Origin of the sequence: Rhodococcus sp. IEGM 27, assembly GCF_033142305.1 — a bacterium.
Lineage (GTDB): Bacteria > Actinomycetota > Actinomycetes > Mycobacteriales > Mycobacteriaceae > Rhodococcus_F > Rhodococcus_F oxybenzonivorans.
In genome coordinates this window covers 133,303-147,007 of sequence record NZ_JAWLSG010000001.1, presented here as the reverse complement: position 1 = coordinate 147,007, position 13,705 = coordinate 133,303, and the positions used below count along the sequence as shown (strand labels likewise).

General features: G+C 64.1%; 10 protein-coding genes and 1 pseudogene. 6 read left to right on the top strand and 5 right to left on the bottom strand.

Going from position 1 to position 13,705, the window contains the following annotated elements:
- The first annotated feature begins 2 nt into the window (after nt 1-2).
- Complete coding sequence (locus R4P95_RS00680) at nt 3-1,268, top strand: cation:proton antiporter (RefSeq protein WP_213572915.1); 1,266 nt, start codon at nt 3-5, stop codon at nt 1,266-1,268.
- A gap of 17 nt (nt 1,269-1,285) precedes the next feature.
- Here R4P95_RS00680 and R4P95_RS00675 read toward each other — a convergent pair whose 3' ends face one another.
- A complete protein-coding gene (locus tag R4P95_RS00675; RefSeq protein WP_213572914.1) occupies nt 1,286-2,893 on the bottom strand; it encodes an SLC13 family permease in 1,608 nt (535 codons plus the stop codon).
- A gap of 245 nt (nt 2,894-3,138) precedes the next feature.
- Nucleotides 3,139-3,519, bottom strand: a complete 381-nt coding sequence (locus R4P95_RS00670) for an SHOCT domain-containing protein (protein WP_213572913.1) — start codon at nt 3,517-3,519, stop codon at nt 3,139-3,141.
- Nucleotides 3,520-3,714: 195 nt separating this feature from the next.
- On the opposite strand from R4P95_RS00670, the gene R4P95_RS00665 reads away from it, so the two are divergent.
- The 3 genes from R4P95_RS00665 (at nt 3,715) to nhaA (ending at nt 6,891) form a co-directional block, all read left to right on the top strand.
- Nucleotides 3,715-4,416: an alpha/beta fold hydrolase gene (locus tag R4P95_RS00665; protein WP_213572912.1), complete on the top strand. Its 702-nt coding sequence runs from the start codon at nt 3,715-3,717 to the stop codon at nt 4,414-4,416.
- 106 nt (nt 4,417-4,522) lie between these two features.
- Entirely contained in the window at nt 4,523-4,963 is a 441-nt protein-coding gene (locus R4P95_RS00660) for an SRPBCC family protein (protein WP_109334961.1), read from the top strand.
- 65 nt (nt 4,964-5,028) lie between these two features.
- Nucleotides 5,029-6,891 carry a Na+/H+ antiporter NhaA gene (nhaA, locus tag R4P95_RS00655; protein ID WP_317746753.1) on the top strand — a complete coding sequence of 621 codons (1,863 nt, stop codon included), beginning with the start codon at nt 5,029-5,031 and terminating at the stop codon, nt 6,889-6,891.
- Between the two features lie 2 nt (nt 6,892-6,893).
- Here the strand turns inward: nhaA and R4P95_RS00650 are convergent, their stop codons facing one another.
- Nucleotides 6,894-8,150: a serine/threonine-protein kinase gene (locus R4P95_RS00650; protein WP_317746754.1), complete on the bottom strand. Its 1,257-nt coding sequence runs from the start codon at nt 8,148-8,150 to the stop codon at nt 6,894-6,896.
- 463 nt (nt 8,151-8,613) lie between these two features.
- Between R4P95_RS00650 and R4P95_RS00645 the strand changes: the two genes are divergently transcribed.
- Entirely contained in the window at nt 8,614-11,724 is a 3,111-nt protein-coding gene (locus R4P95_RS00645) for a protein kinase domain-containing protein (RefSeq protein ID WP_317746755.1), read from the top strand.
- Between the two features lie 47 nt (nt 11,725-11,771).
- On the opposite strand, the gene R4P95_RS00640 is transcribed toward R4P95_RS00645, so the two are convergent.
- Nucleotides 11,772-12,287 carry a FadR/GntR family transcriptional regulator gene (locus R4P95_RS00640; protein WP_317746756.1) on the bottom strand — a complete coding sequence of 172 codons (516 nt, stop codon included), beginning with the start codon at nt 12,285-12,287 and terminating at the stop codon, nt 11,772-11,774.
- 24 nt (nt 12,288-12,311) lie between these two features.
- A pseudogene (locus R4P95_RS33475) lies at nt 12,312-12,473 on the bottom strand (FadR/GntR family transcriptional regulator); the annotation flags it as partial.
- A 322-nt stretch (nt 12,474-12,795) separates the two neighbouring features.
- Between R4P95_RS33475 and R4P95_RS00635 the strand changes: the two are divergent.
- On the top strand, nt 12,796-13,674 hold the full coding sequence (locus tag R4P95_RS00635) for an SDR family oxidoreductase (RefSeq protein WP_317746757.1): 879 nt from the start codon (nt 12,796-12,798) through the stop codon (nt 13,672-13,674).
- Nucleotides 13,675-13,705: the final 31 nt, after the last annotated feature.

Sequence of the window (13,705 nt, the reverse complement as noted above, 5' to 3'; positions counted from 1 at the left end):
CCATGACCTGGGCGCTACCCGCGATCGCCGCCATTCTGCTCGCCTATGCGGCGATCTCCGGCCGGACTACGGGCACGCCGATCACGGCCCCGATCGTCTTCACCGTCGGCGGCCTGCTCCTCGGTGCAAGCACGGTGGGGCTGATCGACGTGCATCCCGCCGCCGAAACGGTGAAACTCCTCGCGGAGGTGACGCTCGCGCTGGTACTCTTCTCCGACGCCTCCCGGGTCGACCTGTCAGCCCTCCGTGCCGAAATCGCCCTTCCCGCCCGTCTGCTCGGCATCGGCCTGCCATTGACCATCGCGGCCGGTTTCGGTGCAGCCCTGTTCCTACTCGGTGATCTGGCGTGGCCCGAGACGCTCCTGCTTGCGGTGATCCTCGCGCCGACCGACGCTGCTCTCGGCCAGGCCGTGGTCACCCTGCCGATCCTGCCGTCCCGAATACGGCAGGGTTTGAACGTCGAGAGCGGGCTCAACGACGGAATCTGCGTGCCGCTGTTCTTGATCGTGCTGGCGATCGCGCAGGCCGAGGCAGGGGCGATCGGGGGCGGCGCCGCGGCCCGGTTGGTCGCCGAGCAGATCGGTTACGGCATCGTCGCGGGAATCGGTGCCGGGGCGATAGCGGCGGCGATCCTGGTCATAGCCGGCCGCCACCGCACGATCGACCCGTTGTGGGCGCAGACCGTTCCCTTGACGGCGGCCCTACTCGCGTACACCGTCGCCGTGCCGTTGGGCGGTTCCGGTTTCATCGCTGCGTTCGTCGGCGGCCTGACCTTCGGCGCCATCCGCCACCGCACCGAGGTCAACCACGGCGATGGCGAGAGCAGTGACGGTGCCGACCTTCTCGACGAGGCCGGTGACCTGTTCAACGCGATCACCTTCATCGTCTTCGGCGCCGTGCTGCTCGGCCCCGCTCTCGGCAATCTGTCGTGGGCCGTGCTCGGCTACGCGGTCGTGAGTCTGACCGTTGTCCGGATGGTTCCCGTCGCGCTGTCGCTGGTCGGGGCACATCCGCGCGCCCCCACCGTCGCCTTCCTCGGATGGTTCGGGCCGCGCGGACTCGCGACCATCGTCTTCGTCATCCTCATCTTCGAAGAATCCGGCGAGCTGCCCCACGAGGAATTACTACTGACCACCGCCGTCATCACCATCGGACTTTCGGTGCTCGCCCACGGACTCACTGCCGCGCCGCTGGCCGATCGCTATGCCTCGTGGTTCCGTCGCCACCCCCGAGGCGAGGGCGTCATGGCACCAGATCCCGGTCGATGACATGGCCGCACGACTGATCACCCCCCGCCGAGGCCGACCACGGCGATCATCAGGGGCAGGAAGACGATGATCAGAATCGCACCGACGATGTCGAAGGTGATTCCGCTTCGGATCATGGTGGTGATCCGGACGGCTCCGGAGCCGTAGACCACGGCGTTCTGCGGCGTCGAGACCGGCAGCATGAATCCGAACGATGCGGCGAATGTGGCCGCGAGCGCGGGCACGAAGGGGTTGACCCCGGCCGCCAACGCCACCGGGATCACGATCGGCACCACGACCGCCGCCGACGCCGTGTTGCTCGTCGTCTCCGATACGGCGATGGCCAGCAGCACCGCGAACACGGTGATGGCGACGACGCTCGTCAGGCCCAGCGAATCCGCGACGGATGTGCCGATCGTCTCGGCAAGTCCGGTGTCGGCGAGCAATGAGCCGAAGATGATGCCGCTACCGAACAGCACGATCGTGCCCCAGTCGATTTCTGCTGCGTCCCGCCAAGTCAGCGTGAATACGCGATTTCCCCAATCTGTCGGCAGCAGATAGAGCAACGCCGCGCCGAAGACCGCGACCATGCCCTCGTCGAGTCGGTCGCTGATCGTGCCGTAAAGGTCCGAGTCGTTGCCGGCGATCACCGCGACGACGCCGGGCAGGATCCACAGCGTCACCGTGACTCCGAACGCGATGAGCGTGTTCTTCTCGGCACGCGACAGCGGACCCATCTCTGCACGCTGCTCCGCCAGGTAGTCGGCGACGCCTTCGATGCGCCGGATCTCCGGTTTGTTGATGCGCAGCAGGATGATGGCGAGCGCGATGAACATCAGCAGGCAGATCGGGATGGCCATCACCATCCACTGCCCGAAGCTGATCCGCTCCCCGGTGGCCTCCTCGATGAGCCCGCGTCCGATCAGGTTGGGTGGGCTCCCGACCGGTGTCAGCAGGCCGCCCACGCTTGCGCTGTATGCGAGCATCAGCATGATCGTGGCACCCACCCGGACGCGCAGAGGATCGAAGTCCTCGGCGACGACGCCGCGGCGCTGCATGAGTTTCGCGATGACGCCGAGGATCCCCAGGGCGGTGGGCAGCAGCATGGCCACGGTCGCGGTGTTGGATACGAACGCCGAGAGTCCGCACGTGATCGCACCGAACGCGACGATCACACCGGTGGTGGACTGGCCGACACGCGGAAGGGTCAGTATCCGAAACGCGAAGCGCCGTGCGACGCCGTGTTTGAGCATCGCCTGGGCAAGGATGAACGCTCCGATGAACGTGAAGATCGTCGACGACCCGAACGCGGCGAGCACGTCGTCGGCCGGCGCCACGCCCAGAAACACCACGATCGCCACCCCGAGCAGCCCGCCGATCGGGATCGGCACCGCCTCGGTCACCCACAATACGATGACGCCGAGCAGCACGCCTGCCAACGTCTGCTGGTTGGGCGGTATGTCGATCGGCAGGGCGAGGAAGACGATCGTGATCAGTGGCGCGAGAAAGAGCCCGATCGTGCGGCGGCCCTTCTCGAATCGCTCCTCGGCGGGTGAGAGCTGTTGTTCGCCGAGGCTGCGATAAGTGGTGTGTCCGAGCAACGCCTTGTCGACGTCGGTGCGGTTGCCCTGGTTCTCGGTTGTCATGGTCCCTCCCCGGCACAGATCGGTACGGAAGTAGTACCCATGAACGAGCGTGATAGTCGTGTCACGACCTGTTAACTCGGCACGACCGAGGCCTGCGACCAGTGTCGGACCCGACCCGTCCTGGGACGACGAGTCCGGTCAACTCTCGGAGCCACCCGCGCACGAAGCGCGCCGGCACCTTCGAGTCCGCGTCGGGGTCGTCCAAACGCCATGCGCGATAGCGGGAATCGGGCTGGTGATATTGCTCAGCCCAGCGCCTTCGCTTTGAGAGTGTCGTACTCGGCCTGGTTGATCGTGCCCGCGTCGAGGAGTGCTTTCGCGTCGGCGATCTGCTCGGCAGCCGACTTGCCGGCGACCTCCCTGATGTAACGGTCAGTTGCCTGCCTCGCCGAGTTGTGTGCCTCGAGTTGCCTTTCCGCGATCCCACGACCGCGGGCGATGAGATACACGAACGCAGTGATGTACGGCAGCACGATCAGGAAAATGATCCAGAGTGTTTTGGTGAACCCGGACATAGCGTGATCGCGGAACAGGTCACCGAAAATCTGGAACAGAATCATCAGGTAAGCGACGAACGCGAACACGACCACCGTGTACCACAGGAAGTCCCAGAATGAGTCCATCATGAGTTTGCTCCTTCGCACTCGTGGACTGCGCTGGTGTGCAGCCCGAAACGTGCACCACTTACCTGGTCAGCATCGTCCTTCGAGCCCGCGATTGTGCGCAGTTCCGCATAACGGGCAGCACGACGTACGCCGACATCGGGTTGCTCCTGCGACCGCACCGTGGTGTGCTTCTGCTCGTGGAAGGGAGACGATGAGATGGCCGTGACTTTCGTCTTGTTGCCCGGCGCCGGATCCGACTCGTGGTACTGGCACCGAGTCGTGCCCATTCTGACCAGCCACGGGCACGCCGCCATCACCGTCGACCTGCCGTACAGCGACGAGAGCGCAGGTCAATACGAGTTCGCCGACGTCGTCGTCAAGGCGTTGCGCGACGTCGAGGGTCCCGTCGTGCTGGTCGCGCAGTCGATGTCTGCGTTTACCGCGGCGATCGTGTGTGAACGAACCGACGTCGACGTCGATCTGTTGGTCCTGGTAGCTCCGATGCTTCCGGCGCCCGGGGAGTCGGCGGGCGAGTGGTGGGAGAACACCGGCCAGTCCGCGGCCCAGCGTGCGTTCGCGGTCAGCGAGGGACGTGACCCGGCCGCCACCAACGATCTGCGCGGACTGTTCTTCCACGATGTGCCGGAGGAGCTCATCGAGGAGGCGTTCCAGGCCGAAGAGGTCGCCATGTCGGACACTCCGTTCGAGACGGTATGGCGGGCGGAGGAGTGGCCGCACGTGAAGACCCGTGTGATCGCGGGCAGTCGAGACCGCCTCTTCCCTGTCGATTTCGTGAAACGGATCGTGCGGGAGCGTCTGGGCATTGCACCCGACGTGATCGATGCGGGACACCTGATCGCCTTGGCCCGCCCCCGGGATTTGGCTGCGGCGCTCGAGGGCTACGTCGAGGGCCTCTGATCGTCACGGTGGCCGTCACCGAGCGCCGACCCCTGAACCGCGGTTAGTCTGCCGAGAACGGCGCAATCCGTTCCCGAGGTCCGAGCACATGGAGGTGCGAGACACGATGTCGTTGTCGGTATCAGGCGAGTTCGAGATCGAAGCAACCCCCGAACAGGTCATGCGTGCCCTTGTCGATGTCGAGCGGATCCCCGAGTGGTCGGCGGTGCACAAGAAAGTCATCGTGGAGTCGCGGTTCGAGGACGGACGACCGCGGACTGTCCGGATGACACTCTCGGTGCTCGGTGTCTCGGACACCCAGTTGGCCGAGCACAAGTGGATCGACGACGAGCAGATGTCCTGGGTTCTCGTCGAGAGCGACAAGCAGCGGAGTCAGGAAGGTGAATACCGCCTCACGCCCACGTCGCGCGGCACCTCTGTGCGCGTCACGATGTCGGTCGATCCTAAGATCCGGTTGCCTCAGGCGGTGCTGCGGCAGGGGCAGAAGCAGGCGATCCGAACCATCCGCAAGGGTCTGACGAAGTTCGTCGTCGACAACTACGTGTGACCCGGCGCCGGCCGCACGCCGCGTTAAGCTGTCGCGCGGCGGCATGAACGTGAGCGAGGGGACAGATGGCGGTCGAGGACAATCCCACACGTCTGGGACGGTTGTCGGCGCGACTTGCCGGAATTCGTGACGGCACCGACGACGACACGTTGTCGGCAAGCTTCCTGCTCGTGGCCACCGTTCTGGCGTTGGTGTGGGCGAACATCGGGACCACGTACGAGTCGTTCTGGCACACGCCGATCACCATTCAGGTCGGGGAATACGGAATCAGCCTCGACCTGAAGCACTGGGTCAACGACGCATTGATGACGCTGTTCTTCTTCGTCGTCGGCCTCGAGGTGAAGCGGGAACTCACTATCGGTGAGCTCACCGACAGAGCCCGTGCCGCAGTGCCTCTGGTCGCCGCCATCGCCGGTCTGGCGTTGCCGGCCGCGTTGTTCCTCGCCCTCAACCCGAGCGGCGACGAGGCCGCCGCATGGGGTGTGGTGGTGTCGACGGACACGGCGTTCGTGCTCGGTGCGCTGGCGCTCGTCGGACCGAGGTGCCCTGCGCGACTCCGCGTGTTCATCCTCACCCTCGCGGTCGCCGACGACATCGGCGCGCTCGCCATCATCGCCTTCTTCTACACCGACAATCTGCGGCTCGGTCCGCTCGTGCTCGGTGCGGTGGGACTACTGCTGATCATGCAGTTGCGTCGACTGGAGGTGTGGCGTGGAGTCGCCTACTTCATCGTCGCGGCCGGTACGTGGGTGGCCTTCTACGAATCCGGTGTCCATCCCACGCTCGTGGGCGTGTTGATCGCCCTGATCCTTCCCGTGTATCCGCCGAGGCGTCGCGAGGTGGAGCGGGCGGGCGAACTCACTCGCGCGTTCCGGCAATCACCGAACTCCGAGTACGCCCGGGCCGCACAGCTCGGTGTCCTGCGGGCTGTGTCCGTCAACGAGCGGCTCCTGCGGTTCTATCAGCCGTACACCGCCTTCCTCGTGGTGCCGATTTTCGCGCTCGCCAATGCCGGCGTGGTCGTCACCGGGCAGACCCTCGCCGACGCCGTGAGGTCGCCGCTCGCCTGGGGCATCGTGCTCGGCCTCGTGGTCGGCAAGTTCGTCGGCATCACCGCCTCCACCGCACTCTTCTCGAAAATGCGGCCGGGCAGCCTGCCACCCGGACTCAACTTGTCGCAGATCAGCGGCGGCAGCGCGTTGGCGGGCATCGGTTTCACGATCTCATTGTTCATCGTCGATCTCGCCATCGAATCGCCTGTCCTGGCGAACGATGCACGCGTCGGCGTCCTGACGGCAGCGGTGATCGCCACCGTCCTCGGCTGGGCGCTGTTCCGGTTCTCGGACTGGCGTACTCCGCCGACCGAGGCGATCGGTACTACCCTTCTGCGGCCGGTGCTGCCAGGGCGTGATCACCTACGGGGACCGGTAGACGCACCGCTCACCTTGGTGGAGTACGGCGACTTCGAGTGCCCGTTCTGCACCAAGGCCACCGGCAGCATCCGTGACGTGCGCGCGCATTTCGGTGATGCGCTGCGCTACGTGTTCCGGCATCTGCCTCTCGACGAGGTGCATCCGCATGCGCGTTTCGCTGCCCACGCCGCGGAGGCAGCCGACCGGCAGGGCCGGTTCTGGGAGATGCACGATCACCTGTTCGCCAACAGTGATGCCCTCGATGAGGACGAGATTTACGGGTACGCCGCGGAACTCGGCTTGGACATGAACCGGTTCGAGGAGGAACTGCGCACCGGTGAATACCTCCACCGCGTCGACGACGACGAACTCGACGCCCAGACCAGTGACTTCCGGCAGACACCGACGTTCTATCTCGGAGCCACGGGCACCGACCTCACCCGGCACACCGGACCTTTCGACGCAGCCACGCTTATTCGCCGACTCGAAGAGGCACGGGACGCGCAAGGCGACTGATCTCAGTTCCCGCCGCGCCCGTTTTCTTTGTCTTTGTCCTTGTCCTTGTTATTTCCGTTCCCGCTGTTGTTTCCATTCCCGTTCCCACTGTTGCCGTTCGGATTCGGCGGTTCGGGAGTCTGTACCGGTGGGACAGGAACGGGAACGCCGACCGACACAGGTGGCGCAACCGGAAGTTCTTCGGTGCCGGTCGGTGTCGGCGAGGGTGTCGGCGCCTGACTCGACGTTGCCGGTGCCACAGCGGGACTTCCACCGTCGTTATCGCGCGAGGCGATTGCCAGGGCGCCCACGATCACTGCTACCACGACAGCGGCGATCGCTGCCAGGATCAGCCCCGTTTTCCGTGGCCGCCGGGGATCGGCCGGGGGGAGTGGAGCCGCGGACAGAGTGGCGGGCGCGAACGCCATGGTTCGAGGTGGCACGCCCATCGGAGGGGATGCCGTTACTCGTCCCGCATTGCCCAGAATCGCGTTGCGCATGGCCGCGGCGTCGCCGAATCGGTGCGCAGGATCGTACGCCATCGCGTTCTCGACGGTGGACGCCAACTCGGGGTCGACGTCGGGTCGCACTTCGGTCAGCGGGGGAGCGCCCCCTGCCAGGATCGCGCGGGCCAACGACAGAATGTTCTCGCCGACGAACGGGCGGCGTCCTGCGAGAGCCTCGTATCCGACAACACCCACCGCATAGAGGTCGTCGGCGACCGTCGCCGGTTTCTCCGCGATGCGACTCGGGCTCAGGTACGCGACGGTGCCCAACACCTGACCCGTCGTGGTGTGGCCACTGTCTGCGCTCTTCGCGATGCCGAAGTCGGCGACCTTCACGACACCCGTGCTACTGAACAGCACGTTGGCCGGTTTGATGTCGCGGTGCAAAATCCCGCAGTCGTGGGCAGCGCCGACGGCGGCGAGTATGTCGGCGAGAATTGCGCGTGCTCGAGCCTCCGGGAGTGGTCCGCGGGCGATGTCGTCGGCGAGGGTGCGGCCGGGTAGCCGTTCCATCACGATGAACGGAACACCGCCGTCCTCGCCGCAGTCGTGAACGGCCACCACGTTCGGGTGGTTCAACGTGGCGGCCACCCGGGCCTCCACCTCGAACCGTCGCCGGATATCCGGAATGGACGCGTACTCGGGACGCAGCACCTTGACGGCGACCGGCCGTCCGAGCCGCAGGTCCCAGCCGTCGTGGACATCGGCCATCCCGCCTCGGCCCAGCACTGCGCGCAGCTCGTACCGAGCTGCGAGGGTCTGGGGCGCCGACATATCTTTCACGCTAGCGCCAGCGGTCCCCGCGCGGCCAATGGAGCCGGCTGGCGAACAACGTTGCGACCCCCATTTATGTAACACGCAGTTCCTCGGTTCGGTGGAGCGCAGCTTGTGGTGATCGTCGGAAGTCAGTCGGTCGCAGCCCTCGCGACGGATCAAAGGGCAGGAGCGACTGGGCGAGCCCCGGGACCCGGATCATCCGGCGATCTTTGGCTCGGCAAAAGCGCTCCAGCGGATGGTGATGTGACCGATCGCTGTCGTTTCCGTCGGAGATGACGGGGCTCACAGTAAGGCCACCACACCGTCTTCGGCCGTGATCTCGACGGCGGGTACATTCACAGATGAGTTGATGTTGTGACGACGTTCACACGCCGGGCTGCGCGTTGCTGCACCGTGGAAACGCCGTCGCAGCGGGAACTCGACGGAGACTGTGGACGGTGAGAGGGTCGAGGACGGACGGGTGGAGACACGGCAGGACGACGCCGCCCTGAAACGCGAGCTGGTTTCGGCTGGTTTCACGGAGGCCTACGAGATCGGTCGCGGCGGTTTCGGGGTGGTCTATCGGTGTTTGCAGCCCTCTTTGGACCGCACGGTGGCGGTCAAAGTTCTCACCCGCGCGCTCGACGACGAGAATCGGACGCGATTCTTCCGAGAGCAGCGTGCCATGGGTCGCTTGACCGGCCACCCGAACATTGTCAACGTCCTTCAAGTCGGTTCCACGACGAGCGGCCACCCGTTCATTGTGATGCCGTACCACCCTTTGGACTCTCTCGATACGCTGATCCGGAACGATGGTCCCCTCGGCCCGGACCAGGTGTTGCGGCTGGGCGTCCGGATCGCCGGTGCCGTGGAGACGGCGCATCGACTCGGCATTTTGCACCGCGACATCAAACCGGGCAATATCTTGCTCTCGAGTTACGGCGAGCCAGCCCTCACTGACTTCGGAATCGCGCACATCGCCGGCGGGTTCGAGACTTCCAAGGATATGATCACCGCGTCACCGGCCTTCACAGCTCCCGAAATACTGAAGGGCGATGCGCCTACGCCCGCCTCGGATGTCTACAGCATCGGCGCCACCCTCTTCTGCGCTTTGACCGGTCACGCGGCGTTCGAACGTCGGTCCGGGGAGCAGGTCGTGGCGCAATTCGTGCGTATCACGAGGCACGCCATCCCCGACCTGCGTGACAACGGCATCCCCGACGACATTGCCGCAGCGATCGAGCATGCGATGGCGCGCGATCCCGGTGACCGTCCCAGCACTGCCGTCGAGTTCGGCGACGAACTCCGCGCGCTCCAGGCGCGGAACGGTCTCGAAGTGGATGACATGGCGCTTCTCATGGAAGAGCCAGTGGCTCCGCTCGGTCGACGAGAGGCCGTCTCGACGAGTTCCACCGACGAGCACTCGGGTCGCCGTGCCGCACTCCAGAGTCGTACGGGAAATCTTCCCTTGGAGGTGACCAGCTTCATCGGGCGCCAGAACGAACTCTCCCATGCGAAAGGTATGTTCCGCACTGCGCGTCTCGTGACGTTGACGGGAATTGGAGGTGTCGGGAAGACACGTCTGGCGCTGCGACTCGCTGCCGATCTGCGCGACGAGTTCCCCCATGGCGTATGGCTCGCGGAGTTCGGCGAAGTCATGGACGAGTCGGTTCTCATCGACGTGATCGCGAGAGCCCTCGGCCTGCGCACCGGTCATAAGGATCCGATGGACGAGGTCGTTGGGTTCCTGATCGATCGGAAGCTATTGATAGTGCTCGACAACTGCGAGCACGTCATCGCACCGGTCGCTCGATTTGCTGAGACGGTCCTTCGAACGTGTCCGGAGGTCTCGATCGTGACAACGTCCCGCGAGCCGTTGAACATCCCCGGTGAATCTGTCTTGCGGGTGCCGTCCTTGAGAACACCGGACGCCGATCACGAGCCCGCGTTGATGGCCTCCCCCAACTACGACGCGATTGCGTTGTTCGAGGAACGTGCCGCAGCGGCGGTGCCGGGATTCGAACTCTCCGACGACAATATCGAGACCGTCGTTCGCATCTGCCGTCAACTCGACGGTCTGCCGCTACCCATCGAATTGGCGGCAGCGCAGTTACGGGCGATGTCGCTCGGCCAAATCGCCCAGCGGCTGAACGACCGATACAAGCTACTTACCCATGGAAGCCGTTCTGCGCCACCTCGTCAACGCACTCTTCTTCTCTGTGTCGAGTGGAGTTACGACCTGTGCACGCCGCTGGAACGGCAGATATGGATCAATCTGTCTGTGTTCGTGGGCCATTTCGAACTCGATGCTGCAGAGAGTATGTGCGAGGACGTCGATCGAGACGACCTGCTCGAGGGAATTTTCTCCTTGGTCGACAAATCGATTCTCGTCCGGCAGGAGTACGGCAGTGCGGTCGGATTCCGAATGTTGGAGACGATCCGTGAATTCGGACGAGTCAAAGCAAACGCTTCAGGAGACTGGGCGCTACTGCGGCGTCGCCACCATGATTGGTATCGGCAATTCGTGCAAGATGCCAAACGCGACTGGATCAGTGTCCGTCAACTCGAGTGGATTGCCCGACTGTCTCGAGAGCAGTCGAACCTCCGTGAGGCTATGGAATTCGCGATAGTCGAGTCCGGCGAACCGCAGGAAGGTTCCGCACTCGAGATTGCTGCGGCGCTGTTCCCTTTCTGGTTGTCCCGCAACCTGCTCAGCGAGGGGAGATATTGGCTGGATCGTGCCCTGGGAACGCGCCCCGTGCGAAATTCGGCAGATCGGGTCAAGGCCATCTACGCCGACAGCGTGCTCGCTGGTATGCAGGGTGATCTGTCCGCCGGATGGGATCTGATTGCCCAGGGCGAGGCGCTGCTGGCCGAGATGACGGACCCGGTCAGCGACGCCCGTATAGCCCACGCCAAAGGTATTCTCGCGCTGTACAGCGGCAATGTGCTGGAGGCAGCGGAAAAACTCGAAGAAGCGCTCCAAGTGTTTACCGCCGACGGTGAAGTCGCGGTACGCGTATGGATCCTGATGATGCTGGGAGTGGCGTACGAGCTGGGCGGCAACACCGAACGCGCACTCGCTTGTCATCACGAGGTGCTCGCAGTGACCGAATCACGTGGTGAGTCGGTGTATCGGTCGTATTCGCTGTGGGGCATCGGCGTAGCGGAATTCAGACAGGGGAACCCGGTCCGCGCAGCGCAGTATATGGACGAGTGCTTGCGGTTGTGTCGTCTGATCGACGAGCCTCTCGTTGCCGCCGTCAGTCTGGAGATCCTGGCGTGGATCGCCGGCCGCAGCCAGGACTTCGGTCGAGCCGCCACGTTGTTGGGCGCGGCCGAGTCGTTGGGAGCGGCGGTGGGAAGCTCCCCCCTGCTCTTCCAGCAACTTCGTACCTACCACACTGAGTGCAATGAAATGACCCGCACGAGTCTCGGCGACAGAGAATTTCGTGCACGACACCGCAAGGGCCTACGGCTGGGCCCTCGAGAAGCCATAGCCTTCGCCCTTGCTGATACCGATCGTGACACTGCCGACCCGGCAAGGACCGAATCGAGTGCACTGGACGCGTCCGGCGGGCGGCCAGATTAACAAAGATATGGTCGGAGAAATCCAGGACCGCTCGCCCTGCCGGCCCGTCAGCCGTACATTCCCCAGCTCAGTGCCTGGTCCATCACCTTGGGATGCTTACGCTCGAAGAAGGCGCGAGTCTCTTTCATGTGCTCGCTCATAGCGTCCCGTGCACGATCACTGTCGCCGTCTTCGATTGCTTCACAAATTTGCTCGTGGATCACCGCAACGTGCTTGCGCGAAGAAGGGCTGTAGGTGACTCCCAGTCGGGCGCCGTCGATGATCCAGTCGAGTGAGTTGAGAAAATACGAGATCAGAGGGTTTTGTGCACCTTCGGCGATCAGTTCGTGAAATCTGTGGTTCTCATAGAGAAACACGGTCTCATCGGAGATGTTCGCGCGCATGGCGTCGACAGACTGGCGTAATCCGTCGATGACCCGATCCTCGCCGTTCTGCGCACACAAGGCAGCGGCGATCGGCTCGATGTACTCACGTGTCTCCAACACGGATCGAAACGGTGTATCCGAGAACTGCATCAAGAGCGCGAGCGTGCTCGCCAGGTGGCGTGAGTCCGGCAATCCCACGGTGGGTCCGCCCCCGCGGCCGGGTCGGATCACGATCACCCCCTGCAGTTCCAGTATGCGAAGAGCCTCGCGAAGGGTGCTTCTTCCCACCCCGAAAGACTCATGCATGTCGGCTTCGACCGGGAGGGCGTCGCCGAACTTCAGGCCTTCCTCTTGGATCATCCGCACTATGCGCTGAGCGATCATCTCGGCGCGTTTCGGCGGCATCTCCGGCGGGCGTGTCAGCGGCGTGACGTCTCGTGAACGTGGCAGAATCTGGGTGGTTTCGCCGGTGGCAGCTGGGCGACCGTTGCGTGTGCGACTACCGACCGTAGTCGACCTGGTCGCCTTGTTTCCTGGCATATGTTCATCATACATTTCCGCCCTCCAAGTGCGTGTTCGTGCCGGTGTGCGTCGACCGTTGCGGTGTAGGGGTTGACCGGATTGGTTCGGGCACAGTAAACATGTATATGTTATGCATTGAACTTACGTCGACATAGAGGCGCTGGTTGTTTCGAAGGGGGTCGGTATGCCGACTTATCGGCCGCATCCGCCACAATCTGGCCGTGCCTGGGACGTCGCCGACGTCAGGGTGTTACAGCCGACGCTCCTTTCGGGAACTCACGCCGTCGTAACGGGTGCCGGAAGCGGCATCGGACAGGGGATCAGCGTTCGCCTGGCCGAGCTCGGTGCGACGGTGACCGGGATAGGTCGCACCGAGGCTGCGCTGGAGCAGACGGCCGAGCTGGTCTCGCGCACCGAAGGCACCTTCCGATGGTTTTCGGCCGATGTCCGGGATTGTGAGCAGGTGCGGTCGGTCATATCGAAATCCTCGACCGAGCTCGGCATGGATCTTCTCGTCAATAACGCGGGTGGACAGTTCTATGCTGCAGCGGCGGAGATCTCCGACAACGGATTCAGGTCCGTGGTCGATCTCAATCTCAATGCTGTCTTCACCGTCATCTCGGCGGCCAAACCGTTCCTCGCCCGTCGCGGCGGCAGCATCGTCACTATCTCTCTGTCCGGGGTCGAGCGGGGCAGTGTCGGTCTCGCGCACTCACTTGCTGCCCGCGCAGGAGTGTTGGCCATGACGAAGACTCTTGCACTCGAGTGGGCTCACCTGGGAATTCGCGCAAACTGCGTGGCACCCGGGGTGGTAATCTCGGACTCGTTGCCTGAAGGGATTGCGTCGTCGCTGCGCGATCGCGTCGTCCCCGAGTCCGTGCCGGCAGGGAGGCCCACTCCGACCGAGGACGTTGCCGAGCTCGTCGCGTTCATCGCGACACCGGCGGGACGAATGATTACCGGCCAACTGTTGCAGATCGACGGTGCCGCTCATCTCGGGCGGGGTTTGCACATGGTCGAGGATTGGCCACCGATGGAAGAAAACGACCAGTACGGTCGCTGACATCCTGGACTGAACCGCCAGGTCGCGGTGT

What these genes read in the sequence shown, in the direction of transcription:
- R4P95_RS00680 (WP_213572915.1), top strand. Translation starts at nt 3, where the DNA reads ATGACCTGGGCGCTACCCGCGATCGCCGCCATTCTGCTCGCCTATGCG.
- R4P95_RS00675 (WP_213572914.1), bottom strand. Translation starts at nt 2,893, where the DNA reads ATGACAACCGAGAACCAGGGCAACCGCACCGACGTCGACAAGGCGTTG.
- R4P95_RS00670 (WP_213572913.1), bottom strand. Translation starts at nt 3,519, where the DNA reads ATGATGGACTCATTCTGGGACTTCCTGTGGTACACGGTGGTCGTGTTC.
- R4P95_RS00665 (WP_213572912.1), top strand. Translation starts at nt 3,715, where the DNA reads ATGGCCGTGACTTTCGTCTTGTTGCCCGGCGCCGGATCCGACTCGTGG.
- R4P95_RS00660 (WP_109334961.1), top strand. Translation starts at nt 4,523, where the DNA reads ATGTCGTTGTCGGTATCAGGCGAGTTCGAGATCGAAGCAACCCCCGAA.
- nhaA (WP_317746753.1), top strand. Translation starts at nt 5,029, where the DNA reads ATGGCGGTCGAGGACAATCCCACACGTCTGGGACGGTTGTCGGCGCGA.
- R4P95_RS00650 (WP_317746754.1), bottom strand. Translation starts at nt 8,150, where the DNA reads ATGTCGGCGCCCCAGACCCTCGCAGCTCGGTACGAGCTGCGCGCAGTG.
- R4P95_RS00635 (WP_317746757.1), top strand. Translation starts at nt 12,796, where the DNA reads ATGCCGACTTATCGGCCGCATCCGCCACAATCTGGCCGTGCCTGGGAC.